Below are 19,097 nucleotides of genomic sequence, written 5' to 3' on the forward strand. Positions count from 1 at the left end.
AAGCCATGTTGTGCAGATTAGCTACGCAGTTACACCATTTTCATGGAGGTTAACAGCTTCAGACTTTGCGTCACTAAACTTACTTGACACTTTATCAACAGCCCAAGTAAGTGGTGTAATAACGAGTGCTGCAGCCCAGATGACGGCAGTGCAAACATAACTCAANNAAACTACGTTAACAAATCCAGCTACTTTCTTACTGTGTTCCAATGCCTTTTTTGATAACGTACTTGAATAATCTACCAATGATTTTGTATTATCTTTAAGATCAAACTTATCTGTTACTTTCGCTAGCCCTTTTGCAGGCCAGTATAACAAATATGCGAGCGCTAGATATAAAGGTTGTAGAACTATGTGAGTTAATGCACAAACGGCACCCCCCATTGCTGAAGAAATATCAGACTTTCTACCACCTAGAGAATGTTCATTTACCTCAACCTTTCTACCACTCATAAAATACTCATTTCTCTCAACACCAAAAACTGCATCCTTTACTGGTCCCACAACACTATCAATATAGTATACAGATTTATAGAAGCTGTTTTGCGAAACTCTACTGTTATCNNACTTTTTTTTTACAGCAGGAACAGTACTACACTCAGCATATTTTTTGAAATTCCCATATGTTTCTTTAAGAGCATGTCTTCAAACTCAAGAATGAGCTAATTTGTGAAGCATAATAGTGATCATATTAAAAAAGATGTTATTTTTTGAAGTGAGAGGAGAATGCTCATAATCCTTACTCATACGTCTAAAATTGGAGAGCCAAGCAAAGGTTCTCTCAACAATCCAACGTTTAGGAATAACCTGAAATCCTGTATCAACTACTTTCTTGGTAATCGTCAACAAACATCCAGTTTCCAATAAACAGCGGTTTTGCAATTTACCTGTATATCCTTGATCAGCAAAAAACTTACGTAATGTTGGAGCTTTGCATTTGGCTTGAACAAAAAGATTTAGTGCACCATCACGATCTTGAATGCTTGCACTGTGTACTTCAGCAGCAATTACAAGACCTAGAGTATCTACAACGATGTGGCGTTTTCTACCCTTTACTTTCTTGCCAGCATCATATCCTCTGGATCCCCTTTTTGAGTGGTTTTTACTGATTGACTGTCAATTATTCCTACTGATGGAGTTTCATTCTTACCAATTATCTTTCTTAGTTTTTTAACTAGAAAATCATGAATTTCTTGCCATATTCCACTTTTTTTTAAACGCGAATTACAACTATACACGGTTTTCCATGGTGGAAAATTCTTAGGTAGTTGTCTCCATTGACAGCCTGTTCTCATCACATACCTTATTGCATCGATAATCGTTCTGATACTGTGTTTTCTTGGTCTGCCGGTCTTTTTAGGTTCAAAATATTGCTCTATCATCTTCCATTCTTTGTCACTTATATCGCTTGGGTACATTTAAAATATATCTTATAACACACTTCTTAACTCCTTTCTACTTAGTTTGAAGACATGCTCTAAGACTTTCATATACACCTGACATCTTTACCTCTCGAAAAATCTATATAATAATCGTTTAATTACATGTTGCACAAGAGCACATATTGCAATACTATCTAGGTTAGAAATTGAGGAGGTTGAATGAATTTTACTTTATCTGAACTGCCATATGATAAAACAGCTTTAGAACCTTACATATCTGCAAAAACCTTGGATTTTCATTATGATAAACATCATAAAGGGTATTTAAATAAACTCAACGAGCTGGTTGAAAATACGGATTATCAACACGTAAAAATTGAGGAATTAATAACAGAAGTTCATGGTAATAGCGGCAACTTGCCTATATTCAATAACGCAGCACAAGTTTGGAACCACACTTTTTATTGGAATTCAATGAAGAAGAATGGTGGTGGCAAGCCTAAAGATAGTAGTCTTTTAGCAAAAAAAATTCAGGACGATATCGGTGGCTTTGATAAATTTTATGAAGAATTTTCCAATCATGGAGTAAGCCAGTTTGGTAGTGGATGGGTGTGGTTAGTGCTTGAAAAAGGAAAGCTCAAAATCACCAAAACTCCAAATGCAGATTTGCCATTAATTTATGGTCAAGTTCCATTACTCACTATGGATGTGTGGGAACATGCATACTATTTAGATTGTCAAAATCGTAGAATTGACTACATAAAAGTTTTCCTTGATCATTTGATTAATTGGGATTTTGCAGAAGAGAATTTANAAGAACACATAAGATGAATGTACCCCAGGTAACAAAATTAGATAATGGTCTGCGCATAATAACCGAGCAGGTGCGTGATATTGATTCTGTAGCTTTAAGCATACGAGTTGGTGTTGGCAGTAGAGCGGAAAGTGCAAATCAAAATGGAATATCCCATTTTCTAGAACACATGGCTTTCAAAGGGACGAAGACAAGAACTGCATTTGAAATTGCAAAAGCTTTTGATGACATAGGTGGGGTTTTCAACGCCAGCACTGGTAGGGAAAGCACCACCTATTATGCAAAAGTCCTCAAGAAAGACATAAAAACTGGTATTGATATATTAATAGATATATTGATGAATTCAACATTTCCAGAAGATGAATTGGAACGTGAGAAGGGCGTTGTAATACAAGAGATTTTTCAAACTAATGATTCACCAAGTGACATTGTTTTCGATAAATATTTTGAGGCAGCTTATAAAGATCAACCTTTCGGCAGGTCAATCTTAGGCACGCAAGATACTGTAAAATCTTTTACTCGAGGAGATCTAGATAATTACATAAATGAACATTACTTTGGCGAGAATATGCTATTTACTGTTGCAGGAAATGTTGAACATGAAGAAGTTGTTGCATTAACCAAAGATTTTCTCTCAAAGATTCATTCTAAAAAGCTAAAAAAAAGCCAAAATGCGAGCTGTACTGGTGGTGAGTATTTAGAACATCGTAAATTAGACCAGGTACACTTGCTAATTGGTCTACCTAGTGTTTCTCGCCATGACGATAAATATCACACGTTTCAAGTGCTTGATTCTATATTAGGGAGCGGAATGTCATCACGTCTGTTCCAGGAAGTAAGGGAAAAGCAGGGATTAGCTTACTCTGTTTATTCATTTAATTCCAGCTATACTGATACAGGAATGTTTTCCATTTTTGCTGGTACAGACAGTAGTAACTTAGATAAGCTTTTAAAATCTATAACAACAGAGTTGAAGAAGTTGTCTACAGATGATTTGAAGGAAGAAGAAGTAAATAGAGTGAAAGAGCGAGTGAAATCCCAAATTTTAATGTCGCGCGAAAGCGTAAGCTCACGTGCTGAAACATTGGGGCACTACTATGGTAACTATAATAAATATATCAGTAAAAGTGAATTAATAGAAAAAATTAGTGCAGTTACCACTGCCAACGTAAAAAAAGCAGCAGAAGAATTGTTATCTCAGCATGAAAAAATCACTCTAGCTGCAATTGGAGAAATTAAATCATTGCCAAGTTACGATAAAGTGGTTTCTATGCTTAAAGCTTAGCGCATTCTATTACATTAATTTGGCTGCTTTACAATTGAAGCGGTGTGCTGTGAACTAGACGCTTCTTTTATATTGCTTCTAGGAGGAGATGATGATACTTGACCTTGAGGTGTAGTGCTGCTTGCAGAATTCAAGTTTGTATTTTTTTTTGCTGATGATAGTTCTGTGCTTCTTGAACGGTTTGATGTGTAGGTTCTCCATCATTATAGTTTGAGTTTGTATTTTCCTTTTGCGAACCAGCGTTCAATAATTTCGATATCTCTCGCTCTAGCTGATCACCTTTATAATTATTGTTAAGATCTTTGATTTTCTCCTTGTTCTCTATTATTTGAGCTAAAGAATCGACAATAATATCTTTGTTTATTGTTGAAACATCTATTGGTTTACCTCCTTTGACAGTAATTTCACTTTCCTTACTACTAACACTATAGCCTTGCTCTTTGATTTTTGTTACTATTTCCTTTTTTAATAGATTGCAAATAGCATCTATTGTTTTTTGAGCACAATCTTTAAAAAAAGCTTTGATTGCCTTAAATTCCTGTGCTAAGGGAACGATTTGAATATGTGCGTATTTTTTNNTACCTGGCAATAACTCCTCAGTGTTCTGAAGTATAGATTCTATTTGCTGAGGGTCAAGCATCATTGCATGACGTTTTGAGCGTGTTGGGTTTGCTTGTGCCTGAGATAATGACATCTGTTGAGTATCTTGTTTTTTATTTTCACCATCAGCAACCACACCATCACTTGATTTCCTTTTTTTAGGAGGCAATGGTGGTCGATTTTCATTATTCTGATATATAGGTTCTTTTGGTACCGTTTCAGACAATGATCTCTGAATACCTTGAAGATTTTGGTATATAGGTTCTTCCCTCTTCAAATTTTCATAAATTGGTTCTTGCACTAAGTTAGCATTGACAAACTCCTGTACTCTTTCTAGATAACCAACATTTTTGTCCTTTTTAGGCACTCGCGCACCTTCAAATTTGATTTTTTGTATCTCTTCAATACTCAGCCCATTTTTTTCAAGCCATTCCTCTCTTTTACTCATTGATTCAACAAACTCATTAACCTTCTCAATATTTTCTGCATCATCATCAACTAGCATAACAGTTTTTGGTAACTGACCATTGTGATTGTTCTTATACTCCACAATTGCTCTACAGATATGCAAATTCTTTCCAACTTTACTTTGTTGTTCTTTGAGACCTTTTGGAAGCTCATTATCATAATCTCCTGGAAACCCACCAAATACAGAAATACCGCCTGCTTGTTCTTTAGATAAACCCAAATGGTTCTCTGCAACCCTTCTCACAGCATTTGGATATCCTGTATATGATGCAATATTAACTTCTATTCCACCTGAAAGTGCAGATCGTAATGTAGATTTCAACTTCTCTTCATTTTTTATTCCACCTGTATTTTTTAGAAAATCTTTTATATCGGTATCAGTCACTACATTATTTTGAGTAGAAACAAAGTCACTTTTGCTTGAACTAGAAAAAGCATTGTGCATGTGCTCATTAGTGATGGTGTTATCAAAGTCAAATATTAATAGGGTATTATTTCCTTTAGCCATATCTTCACCTCTAATCCTTACAAATCATGGATAAAGGTTAACATTAATAGATTAATTATTTATTATAGCACTTCTGAAGGAAAAATAATAAAAGGAAGAGTTAACAGAATAGACTTCTTGCATAACCCAAACTAAGTAGAAAAAAGGTATAGCTATACCGCCGCGGTATCTCATCCGCTAACACGCAGCGGGATACTTGACCTTTACAGGGATGACGGTTGTCGTTTAGCCACAAACATTAAGAAATTTACCAAACGGAAAAAAAGGCAAAAGAAGCCCTAGTCATTGTCTATTTTCAGTATTTGGCGTTTTTTAAGTCTTAAATACTGCAATTTAGCTGCTTTTAATTGCAACTAACCTATGCTGCAAATATTTAAGAAATTTACTAAGCAGAAAAAAAGGCAAAAGAAACCCCGTGTTAGCTAGTTGTCACTCTCTAATCCTGCAAATTGGCGTACTATACTGTCTTAAACGACTTATAAGCGCGTTTCAGCTTATATAGGTAAAAACCTAGAAATTTTATAAAGAAATAAGGTGCACATAGTGCAAAAAATTAAACATGGGACGCCAAATACATTGAGTTTTTTTGTCATTTAATCTGTACAGAGAAGATAAATAAATAGCTTCAGTTTCATGATAAGGGCGCTGGCGGAGTTTGTAAACAATTTTTGCATTTAATTCTAGTTCCGTTTTTATGCCAGTTTCACGCGCTGGAATGACACCCTTTTGGATGGAAATCAGTGCTAATTGTTCTGCCGCAATTTTGCTCTATCACACTTGCCACATTTAATATTCCAGCTTCGTCGTAATAATTTCCAATTACTTGCAAGGCAAGTGGTAACCCCTCATTGGAGAGTCCCACAGGAACAGAAATAGCAGGCAATCCTGCCAGACTTGCCGGCACGGTAAACACATCATTGATGCACATAATTAGCGGATCTGGCTTTTCATTTAAGCCGAAAGCTTCTGTTGGAGCAGACGGCACAAGTATGTAATCTATTTTTTCAAACGCTTTTATAAAATCATTTCTGATTAATGCCCTGATACACTGTGCTTTTTCATAATATTCATTGTAATGACCTGAGGAAAGCGCATAAGCGCCAATTAAAATTCTTCTTTTCACCTCTTTACCGAAACCTTCTGCTCTTGTTAGTGAATACATTTCTTCAAGGGTATCAGCATCAACCCTGAACCCATAACGCACACCGTCATAACGAGCAAGATTGGATGAAGTTTCAGCAGAACAGATTAAATAATAGACTGGTATTGCATATTTAGTATGTGGCAGAGTAACGTCAACAACTTCAGCACCGTTTTCTTTTAGATAGAAAGCAACTTTCTCCCAATTATGGACTATTTCCTCTGAAATTCCATCCATCCTATATTCTTTTGGTATACCAATACGCTTACCCTTAACATCACCATCTATAAAGCTAGAAAACTTAGGCACTGGTCTTTCGCTCGATGTTGAATCTTTTTTATCATAGCCACAGATTGCTTCCAGCATTAATGCTGAATCAGAGACAGAACGGGTAATTACTCCCGCTTGATCCAGAGAACTTGCAAATGCAATCATACCAAAACGCGAGCATCTTCCATAAGTTGGCTTTATTCCAACTACTCCACAATAAGCTGCTGGTTGGCGTACAGATCCACCGGTGTCACTCCCTAGTGCTCCAGCACATAAAAATCCAGCCACCGATGCTGCAGATCCACCAGATGATCCACCAGGAACAACTTTTTCCCCATCACTTTTTCTAATCCACACATTTTCGACAGGGCCAAAATAGCTGTTTGTGTTCGCAGAACCCATAGCAAATTCATCCATATTAAGCTTACCGAGCATGGCTGCTCCACTTTTTAAAAGCAAGTCAGATACTGTAGATTCATAAGTCGGAACAAAATTTTCCAGCATTCTTGAGCATGCTGTTGTTTTGATTCCTTTTGTACAGAATAGATCTTTGATACCAACTGGTATACCCATGAGCGGCGAGATTAAATCATCTTTTTGTCTAGAGAAATATTCATCTGCAGCTTTAGCAGCTTTCATTGCTATCTCTGGGGTTTTTGTTATAAATGCATTTAACTCTTCATGTTCAACTGCATCGATGTATGCTTCTATAAGCTCAACAGCAGAAAAATTCCTCTTTTTAAGCCCATCATGCATTTGTGTAATGCTTAACTTTCTTAATTCATTCATTGATATTTAATTTTTAGTAAGACATTAATTGTAACATAGTACAATAAAAAATCTATACATTTATAGTTGCAGCTAGAAGTGAGATCTGTGTATGAGGCAAAATTGTACACCTTACTATAATCACTTTCAAAACACAACGCTCGTACATTTTGCTAAGTTTATGTGGTCTTCTAAATTTAAATATCAACATCATGCACGTTGAGTGCATTGCTATTAATAAAATCACGGCGTGGTTCAACTATATCACCCATTAGTATTGAAAATATGGAATCAGCTTCTTCACAATCTTTTATTTCAACCTTTAGTAAAGTTCTAGCCTCAGGATTTAACGTAGTATCCCATAGCTGATCAGCATTCATTTCACCAAGACCTTTAAATCTCTGCAGAGTTAAACCCTTTTTACCATAGTCCATTATTATTTTTGTAAGCGTACTTGGAGAAGTGATTCTTATTTCAGTTTCTTGTGACTTTAAAAATGAATCACCATTAAATAAATTACTTATATCATCAAGCAAACTTAATATGTTTTGCATATCTTTGCCTTCAAGCATACTAAGTGCAAATATATATTTGTCTGCCAATCCTTGAAATAATTTAGAGATGTGAATTTCTTTTTCTTCATCTTTTATTTCCACTTCCCAAGTATATTCGCTGTACATTAACTTCAAATACTTTAATATCTCATCAGCCGATGATAGAGCATTCTTTTTGCTTAAAATTAGCAATGACTCTAAGAGATTTTGTGGTATTTCTCTATCATAATTTTTGCTAATATTAGAAATGTTAACGCATTTATTCAAAATAAGGCGCAAGTCGTTAAATTCTGTAGCTGCACCACTTAGTGTTAATCTTTTAACTGCTGAGTTTATTATATACTCTTCAAAAGTTTCGTCATCTTTAATATAAGTGTCTTTAGCATTCTTTGTAACTTTATAGAGGGGTGGCTGTGCTATGTATAAGTAACCTTTTTCAATAACTTCACGCATATGTCTAAAAAAGAAAGTTAGAATCAAAGTTCTTATATGTGAACCATCAACATCTGCATCTGTCATGATGATAATTTTATGATATCTAGCTTTTTCAATATCGAAGTGTTCACTCCCTATGCCAGCACCAATTGCAGTAATTAAAGAGCCTATTTCTGCAGATGAAAAAATACGATCTAAACTTACACGTTCTACGTTTAGAATTTTTCCTCTTAAGGCAAGCACTGCTTGTGTTTTACGATTACGCCCCTGCTTTGCAGTACCACCTGCTGAATTACCCTCTACTATAAATAATTCCGATAACTCAGGAGCTTTTTCCTGACAATCAGCAAGCTTTCCTGGCAGAGTTGCAATATCAATATTATTTTTGCTTTTAACTAACTCTCGTGCTTTTCTTGCGGCTTCTCTTCCTTTTGCTGACCTAATTGATCTTTCTACTATGCTTGCCGCCAATTTGGGATCAGTTTCAAGGATTGTGCTCAATTTATCAGAAACTATACTTTCTACAACTGCACGTGCTTCAGAACTAACTAGTTTATCTTTTGTTTGTGAAGAAAACTTAGGATCAGGCATCTTGAGAGATAAAACACAAGTTAAACCTTCTCTAACGTCCTCTCCAGTTAAATTTACTTTTGCTTTCTTTAAAAACCCTTCATTAGTTGCATAGGTATTGATACATCTAGTTAGTGCAGATCTAAATCCTGCCAAATGCGTACCACCATCTCGTTGTCTTATATTATTCGTGAAGCATAACATATGTTCATAGTAGGAATCATTCCATTCCATCGATATTTCCAAGCTGATGCCAAGATCTTCTGCATCTCCTTTCATACTGGCAATTTTAGTTACATGTGTCTTATTCTTATCTAAGTACCGTACAAAATTCGCTGTACCAAAATTGTCTTTAGATTGATTGCTCTGATTGAAATGAGATTCTGTATATGGTTCATTGCGCAGATCACGTAAAGTAATGTCGATATTTGAATTTAAAAATGCTAATTCTCTTATACGACTTTCAAGCGTTGAGTAACTGAAATTAATGCCATTAAAAGTCTCTGTTGATGGCATGAACGTGACTTTAGTTCCTCTTTTGTTTGTATTTTCGTTGACTACCTTTAAAGGTTCAATAGACTCACCATCTTCAAAACGTATAAAGTGTTCTTTCTTATTGCGCCAAATAATTAATTCCAACCAGCTTGATAATGCATTCACAACTGAGATTCCAACACCATGTAATCCCCCAGAAACTTTATAGGTATTACTGTCAAATTTACCACCAGCATGGAGTTGAGTCATTATTACCTCTGCTGCTGATATTCCTTCTTCTTCATGAATGTCAGTTGGAATGCCACGACCATTGTCGGTTACTGATACTGAACCATCTTTATTTATGCTAACTTCAATTTTATCACAATATCCAGCTAAAGATTCATCTATTGCGTTGTCAATAACCTCATATACCATGTGATGTAAGCCAGATCCATCATCAGTATCACCAATGTACATACCTGGACGTTTCCTTACAGCATCAAGACCCCTTAAGATTTTTATTGCATCGGCATTATAACTATTTTCCATGGTATTGCTTCATTTATACACGTTAATTGATGTTACATTCAGATATACTAGTTAGCAACATTTTTAAACTGATAACCCATGTTAAAAGCACAACTTTATGAATGTTTATTTTTGAAGACAGCAAATATTGTCATTCCAATGCGTCTTCCCGGTGGAGATTAAATTATAATGCTCATGCAGTTGCGTAATTAACAGAAAAATCTATAATTCAGTTTACGTATTTTCTTATCTCAGCCAAAATCTTATCAGATTGACTTTCGTCTGAATTTAAATCAGCTGCAAAGTGTGTAACATATCTTCCTCCAGGGCCAATAAGATATATTATCGAAGAATGGTTGATTTCTTCTTCTCCGTCTACTTTGCTTGCATATACTTTATATTTTGCAACTACTTCGTCTATTTTTTCTCTTTCACCAGTTAACATTTGTATTCTGTGGTCAAATTGCTGCTGAAATTCTTTAAGTCTTTCCGTGCTATCGCGCTCAGGATCAACTGTGATAAAAAATGTTTGTAGCTTGTTGTTAGTTTTCTCATCTAACTTTGCAAGTGTTTCTGAAATTATCCCAAGGTTCATAGGGCAAATTCTTTTGCATGAAGAAAACCCAAAGAAAATCATCATGTATTTATCTTTAAAATCACTACTGCGCAGGATCTGTCCGTCCTGATTAATTAAAGAAAAATCTCCGCCTATCTTAACTTCTGCGTTGTGAATCGCTACTGGGGCAAATATGCCTTTTTTAGTAAAATAACAATAACCTAAAAAAACAACTGCTAATGCTGCTAGCACATTAGATGAAAATCTTATAAACCTTACCATTAAAATGCTCTCAGTAAAATCAAATTGTATCTTTATTAGTTGACCTATTCAATATATTTATTCCAAAGTGTATTGTTAATTTTGTCTAACAGTTTCTTATGTTCATCAATTTCTTCACTATTTGGTGAATGTTTTCTGGGAGTTAGATTACGCACTTTATGCTGAACGAATGTAGAGTTACTGTCCTGATTGAATTCATTATCAAACAGAAAGGTTTGTAACCCTCCTGTAAGTTCAACATATACCTTTGCAAGCAATTGAGCATCAACTAGTGCTCCGTGCAACTCTCTATTCTCTAGCGATATATCAAAACGCTTACATAATGCATTCAAAGAAGCAGGTGATCCTACGAATTTTTTCCTCGCAAGAGGTAATGTATCTAGCACTCTATCTGAGGAAATTAACCCAGCATTCAACTTGCTTAACTCCATATTAAGGAACTTAACATCGAATTCAGCGTTGTGAATTACCAAAATATCATTAGATATGAAATCAAGAAATTCAAGTGCAACATCTAAAAAGAATGGTTTATCTTCTAAAAATTCTTCACTAATACCGTGAATCTTAAACGAGTGATAAGGTATATCTCTTTCTGGGTTAAGGTACCGATGGAATACTTTACCTGTTGGAATACGATTAATTAATTCCACACACCCTATTTCAATAATTCGATGACCAGATCCAGTGTCAAGACCTGTTGTTTCAGTATCAAGTACTATTTCGCGTAGCTTGCTTTCCATTCTAAATAAAACTAATCTTACTTGCCATTTGTCTTATCATTATTTGTCTTCTTATAGTTAATAGAAACAAGCAACCAGCTTGAGTCTGATGAATTAACATTTTTTTTGAATTGCCATACATCCTCAACTTTATTAATAGTGGATGTACTACCTGATATGATATCTCCTTTATTATTCTTAACGAAGTTAATTTGCTCTGAAAGGAAATATACTGCAATAAACACTACATTTTTTATTAGCTTTATTTCTAAAATCTTTTGTGAAACGATAGAAACAATTATAGACTCGTGCATCTCTTTACGATGTTTAATCTTTTTTGCGAAGTTGTTATATAAATCTTTATCCAAGAGAGATTCTAACTGGGACAGATTTCCTTGATTGAAATATTTTATTATTAATTCAAAAGCTATGCTTGAACCTTCTATAAAGTGGGAAATAGAAAAATCTTTGTTTTTTTTTAATATTTGTTCATAAGTAACTTTTATTGAATCTTTATCACTGCTATCAATGTAACCCTCAATGTTTTCTACTACATCTTCTCTACTTCGACTTACATCCAGTACATTAGTTAGCTTTTTTAGGTTGAGGTTGGCTGACCTTCCTAAAGAATTATACAAACGTGAAAAAATGAACGCCGCTAATAAAGCATATATTACAAGCTCTATCATAGTAACTCAACTCCTTGGCATATAAAGTATCCGAACATTATTAATTATTAATGAAAATATGTTTTTTATATCAACTTATAATCAGGTTTGCTATTCGTTTGTAAATGAATATATTATATAAGAAAGTATTAAATATCTCAACTTAATTAAAGGAGACGTAAGAAATGTCGCAACACAAAATGAAAATTCATGGTCAGTATGTCAAAGATCTTTCGTTTGAGAATCCAAATTCGCCATTCCTTTCTTCAAATAAAGCTCCCGATATCAATGTAATGGTTAATATCAATTCAGCGAAATTAGAAGGGACGAAAAACAAAGAAGGAGTGAATGAAGAAAAATCTTTCCATGAAATTACTTTGCATATAGAAGTCAGAGCAACGGTAAAAGACGAGAACATGAACGATAGCGTAGCTTTCATTTGTGAGACGAAATATTGTGGCATTTTTTCAATAGAAAATTTAAAAGAGTTGAGTGAGGAAGAGGTAAGACAAGCTTTGTTTATTGGTGGACCTACTTTTCTTTTCCCTTTTGCAAGAGAAATAATTGCAAGAGTTACAAGTAGTGGTGGATTTCCCCCACTGATGCTAGATCCTATAGATTTTGAAACTATGTATGAGCAGCAAGGTCAACAACAAAAAAGTAACGGTAATAATTCCAATTTTAACTAATATAGTGTAATATATAGCTGAAAATAGCTGTGCTACTGAGGTACCAAAGGAGAAAATATCTGAAATGAAGCAGAATATGCATAATAATTTTGAATGTGATCTATATATCCAGTTGTCATCCAAATGTACTTCATCCTTGTCATCCCAGTGCGTGACACTGGGATCCAGGTATAGAAGTGTTTGCAAGTCATACAATTTGCAGGGGATCCTAGGAACATATGTCAAAAACAATGTCTATGATGAAATAGGCTGGATTCCAGTGTCACGCACTGGAATGACATCAAAAAGTGAGGTGCTAGTTTTTCACTCAAATAATGGTTATGCATAATGAATAATTCTTTAAACGCAAAAACAACTTTAAACATTGACGGAAAGTCATACAAATACTTTAGCCTTAGCACTGCTGGTAAATTTTTAGGGACAGATGTAACTAAATTGCCCTGCTCACTTAAGGTTCTGCTTGAAAATTTATTGCGTAATGAAGATGGAGTGAACATAAAGCTGGATGACATAAGAATACTAGCAGGCTGCGTTAATAAACACACTAATCATGAAATTAGCTACAAACCAGCAAGGGTGTTGATGCAAGATTTTACAGGGGTTCCTGCTGTTGTTGATCTAGCTTCAATGCGGAGTTATGTCAAGAAAAATGGAGGTGATCCAAGCAGCATAAATCCGTCTGTACCGGTTGATCTTGTGATTGACCATTCTGTTCAAGCAGATAGTTATGGAAGTATTTCCGCATTCAGTAAGAATGTTGAGCTAGAAGTAAAAAGAAATTTGGAGAGATATCAATTCTTAAAGTGGGGAGAATCATCCTTCGCAAATTTTAGAGTAGTTCCACCAGGTACAGGGATTTGCCACCAAGTAAATCTTGAGTATTTAGCGCAAGTTGTGTGTAATGATGATGGGGTCATATATCCTGACACTTTAGTTGGTACTGATAGTCATACTACAATGATTAACGGGTTATCAGTCCTTGGTTGGGGTGTTGGAGGCATAGAAGCTGAATCTGTGATGCTTGGTCAACCAATTAGTATGGTAATTCCAGAAGTAGTTGGATTTAAATTAATTGGCAGACTGCCGGAAGGAGTAACTGCAACTGATTTAGTGCTGACGGTTACCAATATCCTAAGAACAAAAGGCGTTGTTGGTAAGTTTGTAGAATTTTATGGTGATGGTTTAGATTATTTATCTTTGGCAGATAGAGCCACTATAGCAAACATGGCCCCAGAGTATGGTGCAACTTGTGGTTTTTTTCCAATTGATCAAAAAACGCTAGATTATTTAAACTTAACCGGAAGGCCAGAAAAGCTGATTAAGTTAGTTGAGGCTTATGCGAAAGAGCAAGGATTGTGGCGTGGCAATAATGAGTTAGCATTTTTTGACACACTAGAGCTTGATTTATCGAGCGTGGAACCAGTAATGGCTGGTCCTAAAAGACCGCAAGATAAAGTTTTTCTTTCACAAGTGGCAGAGTCTTTTTCTAAATCATTTTCAGTTAATGAGTCAAAGGAAAGCGATAAACTCCAAAATGGAAGTGTAGTTATTGCAGCAATAACAAGCTGCACTAATACTTCAAATCCAAGTGTGATGATTGCTGCAGGTCTTGTAGCTCGTAATGCAATTAAACTTGGATTAAAATCAAAGCCTTGGGTTAAAACTTCTCTTGCTCCAGGGTCACAAGTTGTAACAGAATATTTAGAAAAGTCTCGATTGCAGGTAGATCTAAATGCTTTGGGTTTTAATCTAGTTGGATATGGTTGCACAACTTGCATTGGGAATTCTGGTCCACTTAATAAAGATATAGAAGATGGCATTAAAAACAAAAACTTAACCGTTGCTGCAGTTTTATCTGGCAATCGTAACTTTGAAGGAAGAATTCATCCGTTAGTCAAAGCTAATTACTTGGCATCTCCGCCACTTGTTGTTGCATATGCACTTGCTGGTACTGTGCAAATTGATCTGACAAAAGATTCAATATGCAAAGATAAGAATGGAAATGATGTCTATCTCAAAGATATATGGCCAACAAACAATGAAATCGAAGATTGCGTTAAAAGTGTGGTAACACGTGAGATGTTTATACAAAAGTATAAGGATGTTTTTTCTGGTGATGAACATTGGCGAAAGATAAAGTGTGAAAAAAGTGAAATCTATAATTGGGATGCAAACAGCACTTACATACAAAATCCACCTTATTTTGATAACTTATCATCTAAAAATAATAAAATCGATATAAAGGGTGCGCAAATATTGGCAATGTTTGGCGATAGCATAACTACTGATCATATTTCCCCTGCTGGAAATATTGCCTCAAGTAGTCCTGCAGGTATATATTTAAAAAATCTTGGAATTGAGCCACAGGACTTTAATTCGTATGGATCTCGTCGTGGTAACCACAATGTAATGATGCGTGGGACTTTTGCTAATATCAGAATAAAAAATGAAATGGTAAGCATCGAAGGTGGATATACAAAATATATTCCTTCTCAAGAAACTATGTCGATTTTTGATGCAGCAATGCGCTACAAAGAAAGTAATGTTCCTCTAATCATTGTTGCAGGAAAAGAATATGGCACAGGTTCAAGTAGAGATTGGGCAGCAAAGGGTACTTTATTGTTGGGAATTAAAGTTGTAATTGCAGAAAGCTTTGAACGCATACATAGGTCCAACTTAATTGGCATGGGTATTCTTCCGCTTGTATTTCAAGATGGAGTAACTAGAAAGATATTTGATGGTAGCGAGGTAATAAGCATAAAAGGTGAAATAGTGCCAGGTGGAAATCTAGAATGTATCATCAAAGGAAAGGATAATTCAAAGCAATCAATTCAACTCAAATGCTGTGTACAAACCGCAACTGAGATTAAATACTTAATGCATGGTGGAGTATTGAGCTACATACTTCTCTCGACTTAGTAAACTAGACTTCTTTTAGCTCCAGCCCTGGTCCTTTTAAATAATGATTTGTTCTACACAAAGTTATGGTATAATTTTACCTTACATATGGTAACAGAGTGTTTTGCAGATAATTATATATGATTAGTTCTATACAAGGACCTAATGAGTTGAGAAAACGTTTACAAGGGTTTTATCGTACTGATGAGAAAAGTTATGTACGTTATCTTGTGGAAAAAGTAGAACTTTCGGTTGATTCGAAAAACAGAATTTACAATATTGCAAAACAAGTTATTGAAAAAATTAAAGGCAACAAATTAGATGTCATAGATTCTTTCATGCAGCAATACTCGCTTTCCAACGACGAAGGAATAGCACTTATGTGCCTTGCTGAGTCACTACTTAGGATACCAGATGATTATACAATAGATGAGCTAATCAAAGATAAAATTGCCAATCAAGAATGGGGTAAGTATTTAGGACATTCTTCTTCATTGTTTGTTAATGCTTCCACGTGGAGTTTAATGATAGGAAGCAGTATATTGAGAAGCAATGAAGGAGATCCGAAATTCTATTACGCAATTTCTAAGTTACTTAAGAACTTAGGAGAACCGATCATTCGCAAAGCAGTAAAACAAGCAATGTTAATGCTTGGCAAACACTTTATTATTGGGGGAACTATAGAAAAAGCATTGGAAAATGTAAAATCAGATGATCATAGTAAATTTTTATGCTCTTTTGGTATGCTTGGTGAAGCTGCTCACACAGCTGAGGATGCGGAAGAGTATTTTAATTCATATATGCATTCAATAAAAGCTATAGGTGAATCCACTGACATAAATGATTGCTTTAAATCGCATGGAATTTCAATCAAATTGTCTGCGTTGCATCCACGTTATGAATTCAGCCAATTCGATAATATAGCTGAAGAGCTGAGAGCTAAGCTATTAGAGCTTTGTCATGAAGCAAAAAAATACAACATTTCATTATGTATAGATGCAGAAGAATCAGAAAGACTTGAGATGTCATTAGTTTTATTCGAGCAATTGCGTCTTGATGAGTCACTTTCTGAGTGGGAAGGGCTTGGCTTGGCTGTGCAAGCGTATCAAAAACGTGCTTTGTCTGTTCTTGATTTTGTTGAGGATGTTGCTATTCGATCAAAACATAAAATTATGGTGAGACTTGTGAAAGGAGCATATTGGGACTCAGAAATCAAGTGCGCACAAGAGCTAGGGTTAAACGGTTATCCAGTATTTACAAGCAAAAGCTACACAGATGTATGTTACCTTGCCTGCGCGCAGAAACTTTTAAGCAAAGCAAGTTATTTTTACCCATGCTTTGGAACTCATAATGCTTATACTTTTGCTACTATAATAGAGCTTGCTGATAAAAATCATCCTGGATTTGAGTTTCAGCGCTTACACGGGATGGGTAAGGATTTATATGATTATGCAATGTCAGAACTTGCAACAAGTATCAGTTGTCGTATATATGCACCAGTTGGTAAACACAGTGACTTACTACCATACCTTATTAGACGTCTTCTTGAAAATGGAGCTAATAGTTCGTTTATCAATCAAATAAATGATCCTAACGTTAAAATTGAAGAATTAGTTTCGGATCCATCAGAAAAAGCTAAAAGTTTGGAGTATGAACCTCATCCAAATATTCCACTGCCACAAGATATTTTGAAAGAAGAAAGAAAAAATTCCTTGGGAATGGATATTAGTGATTCAATTACAGTTTCGCAACTTGCAAATGATATAAAAAAATTTAGTGAAAAGAAATGGCAAGTTGGGCCAACAATCGATGGAAAGGCACTATTTGATAGTGCTGAATTTATCGAAGTAGTGAATCCTGCACATTTGGAAAATGTAATTGGAGAAGTGTCAAGTGCAACAAGCGATCAAGCTTTAAACGCTCTTGAAATAGCACATAGTGCTTTTGCTAAGTGGCAGAATGTTTCAGCAGAAGAGCGCGCTAAATGCCTTGAAAAAGCTGCAGATTTGCTTGAGGAAAGGATGAAAGAGTTAATTTACATTCTGATTGTGGAAGCAGGAAAAATTTTATCCGATGCAATAGCAGAAGTAAGAGAGGCAATCGACTTTCTGCGTTATTATGCAATAATAGCAAAGAATGAACTGAGCGACTGGAAAAAATTGCCAGGTCCAACAGGTGAGGATAACTTCATCTTTTTTGAAGGCAGGGGAGTTTTCTTATGCATATCACCATGGAATTTTCCACTTGCTATTTTTCTTGGGCAGGTTTCAGCTGCACTTGCAGCAGGTAATGCAGTGCTGGCAAAACCGGCAGAGCAGACACCTATTATTGCTTATGAAGCTGTCAAAATACTACATGAAGCTGGGATACCAAAAAATGTGTTACACCTCATTCCTGGGGATGGTGGATATTTAGGCAAAATATTAGTTCCAGACAATAGAATTGCCGGAGTAGCTTTTACTGGCTCAACACAAACTGCTCAAATAATTAATAGAATGCTTGCAAATAGGGATGGTCCTATTGTACCATTTATTGCTGAAACTGGCGGATTAAATGCTATGATTGTTGATAGCTCTGCTCTCTTAGAGCAAGTGACTACGGATGTTTTGCTTTCTGCGTTTCGCAGCGCTGGCCAACGCTGTTCTGCACTTAGAGTGCTGTTTATTCAAGAGGACATAGCAGAGAAGCAGATAAAAATGATATGCGGTGCGGCGCAAGAACTAGAGATTGGTGATCCAATACAACTTAGTACTGATATTGGTCCAATAATTGACAAAGCATCTATCGATATGCTAACTCAACATACGCAAAAAATGTCAGAGGATAAAGATTCAAATCTGTTATTTAAAGTACCCATGGATACAAATTCTCATAATGGTTATTTCTTTCCTCCATATATTTATGAGATACAAAAAATTTCGCAATTAAAGCAAGAAGTATTTGGTCCTATTTTACATATCATACGTTTTAACAAGTCACAATTAAATGAAGTTATAAGTGATATAAATAGTACTGGATATGGACTCACGTTTTCTTTGCAGAGTCGTATACAAAGTCAAATCGACACTATAAGTAAAAAAATATCAGTTGGAAATGTCTACATCAACCGTAACCAGATAGGTGCAGCAGTTGGGATACAACCATTTGGTGGTAGAGGACTATCTGGCACTGGGCCAAAAGCTGGTGGTCCTCATTATTTACAGCGTTTTTCTACAGAAAAAGTTGTAAGTGTTAACACTACAGCATTTGGTGGTAACACTACACTTATGTGTTTGGATTAATTTGCGGGTCCTAATTTTTCTTACCCCTAAACTAGACGTTCGTGCAGACAGCGCTAAAATTCAAAAGGACCAGCTTATGCACTGAAATAAAGCGGCTCCAAAGGGAGTCTTATCTTTAAACAAAAGAAAAAAGCTGCTATAGCTAACCCAAAAAAGGTTTTCCTACATCATACCGCCGCGGCGCTAACAAGTAGCGGGATGACG

14 protein-coding genes are annotated in these 19,097 nt (G+C 35.5%); 6 read left to right on the forward strand and 8 right to left on the reverse strand.

The window, feature by feature from the left end:
• Positions 1 to 651 precede the first annotated feature (651 nt).
• A complete protein-coding gene (locus NOX90_RS04640) occupies positions 652 to 1,110 on the reverse strand; it encodes a transposase (protein ID WP_375604575.1) in 459 nt (152 codons plus the stop codon).
• Positions 1,053 to 1,418 (reverse strand): transposase, encoded by a 366-nt coding sequence (locus NOX90_RS04645; protein WP_375603639.1) that lies wholly within the window; start codon positions 1,416 to 1,418, stop codon positions 1,053 to 1,055. Before NOX90_RS04645 ends, NOX90_RS04640 begins: the two co-directional genes overlap by 58 nt.
• Before the next feature lie 183 nt (positions 1,419 to 1,601).
• On the opposite strand from NOX90_RS04645, the gene NOX90_RS04650 reads away from it, so the two are divergent.
• Together NOX90_RS04650 and NOX90_RS04655 are read left to right on the forward strand one after the other, a co-directional pair.
• Complete coding sequence (locus NOX90_RS04650) at positions 1,602 to 2,213, forward strand: superoxide dismutase (protein WP_375603721.1); 612 nt, start codon at positions 1,602 to 1,604, stop codon at positions 2,211 to 2,213.
• Positions 2,210 to 3,481, forward strand: coding sequence for a M16 family metallopeptidase (locus tag NOX90_RS04655; RefSeq protein WP_375603722.1), 1,272 nt, complete (start codon positions 2,210 to 2,212; stop codon positions 3,479 to 3,481). The genes NOX90_RS04650 and NOX90_RS04655 overlap by 4 nt, the downstream gene beginning before the upstream one ends.
• Before the next feature lie 130 nt (positions 3,482 to 3,611).
• Here the strand turns inward: NOX90_RS04655 and NOX90_RS04660 are convergent, their stop codons facing one another.
• The 6 genes from NOX90_RS04660 to NOX90_RS04685 form a co-directional block, all read right to left on the reverse strand.
• Positions 3,612 to 5,057, reverse strand: coding sequence for a hypothetical protein (locus tag NOX90_RS04660; RefSeq protein ID WP_375603723.1), 1,446 nt, complete (start codon positions 5,055 to 5,057; stop codon positions 3,612 to 3,614).
• Positions 5,058 to 5,760: 703 nt separating this feature from the next.
• Entirely contained in the window at positions 5,761 to 7,257 is a 1,497-nt protein-coding gene (gene gatA / locus NOX90_RS04665; RefSeq protein WP_375603724.1) for an Asp-tRNA(Asn)/Glu-tRNA(Gln) amidotransferase subunit GatA, read from the reverse strand.
• A gap of 176 nt (positions 7,258 to 7,433) precedes the next feature.
• Positions 7,434 to 9,821 carry a DNA topoisomerase (ATP-hydrolyzing) subunit B gene (gyrB, locus tag NOX90_RS04670; protein ID WP_375603725.1) on the reverse strand — a complete coding sequence of 796 codons (2,388 nt, stop codon included), beginning with the start codon at positions 9,819 to 9,821 and terminating at the stop codon, positions 7,434 to 7,436.
• A 208-nt stretch (positions 9,822 to 10,029) separates the two neighbouring features.
• On the reverse strand, positions 10,030 to 10,638 hold the full coding sequence (locus NOX90_RS04675) for an SCO family protein (protein ID WP_375603726.1): 609 nt from the start codon (positions 10,636 to 10,638) through the stop codon (positions 10,030 to 10,032).
• A gap of 44 nt (positions 10,639 to 10,682) precedes the next feature.
• Complete coding sequence (gene dnaQ, locus NOX90_RS04680; RefSeq protein WP_375603727.1) at positions 10,683 to 11,378, reverse strand: DNA polymerase III subunit epsilon; 696 nt, start codon at positions 11,376 to 11,378, stop codon at positions 10,683 to 10,685.
• A gap of 17 nt (positions 11,379 to 11,395) precedes the next feature.
• Positions 11,396 to 12,046, reverse strand: a complete 651-nt coding sequence (locus NOX90_RS04685) for a Tim44/TimA family putative adaptor protein (RefSeq protein WP_375603728.1) — start codon at positions 12,044 to 12,046, stop codon at positions 11,396 to 11,398.
• Between the two features lie 164 nt (positions 12,047 to 12,210).
• Between NOX90_RS04685 and secB the strand changes: the two genes are divergently transcribed.
• The 4 genes from secB to putA all read left to right on the forward strand — a co-directional run bounded on the left by secB (position 12,211) and on the right by putA (position 18,893).
• Complete coding sequence (secB, locus tag NOX90_RS04690) at positions 12,211 to 12,714, forward strand: protein-export chaperone SecB (RefSeq protein WP_375603729.1); 504 nt, start codon at positions 12,211 to 12,213, stop codon at positions 12,712 to 12,714.
• Between the two features lie 64 nt (positions 12,715 to 12,778).
• Entirely contained in the window at positions 12,779 to 13,042 is a 264-nt protein-coding gene (locus tag NOX90_RS04695; protein ID WP_375603730.1) for a hypothetical protein, read from the forward strand.
• Entirely contained in the window at positions 13,042 to 15,633 is a 2,592-nt protein-coding gene (gene acnA / locus NOX90_RS04700; RefSeq protein WP_375603731.1) for an aconitate hydratase AcnA, read from the forward strand. The genes NOX90_RS04695 and acnA overlap by 1 nt, the downstream gene beginning before the upstream one ends.
• Before the next feature lie 119 nt (positions 15,634 to 15,752).
• Positions 15,753 to 18,893 (forward strand): bifunctional proline dehydrogenase/L-glutamate gamma-semialdehyde dehydrogenase PutA, encoded by a 3,141-nt coding sequence (putA, locus tag NOX90_RS04705; protein WP_375603732.1) that lies wholly within the window; start codon positions 15,753 to 15,755, stop codon positions 18,891 to 18,893.
• The last annotated feature ends 204 nt before the right edge of the window (positions 18,894 to 19,097 follow it).

The organism is Wolbachia endosymbiont of Anurida maritima (assembly GCF_042182995.1).
Lineage (GTDB): Bacteria > Pseudomonadota > Alphaproteobacteria > Rickettsiales > Anaplasmataceae > Wolbachia.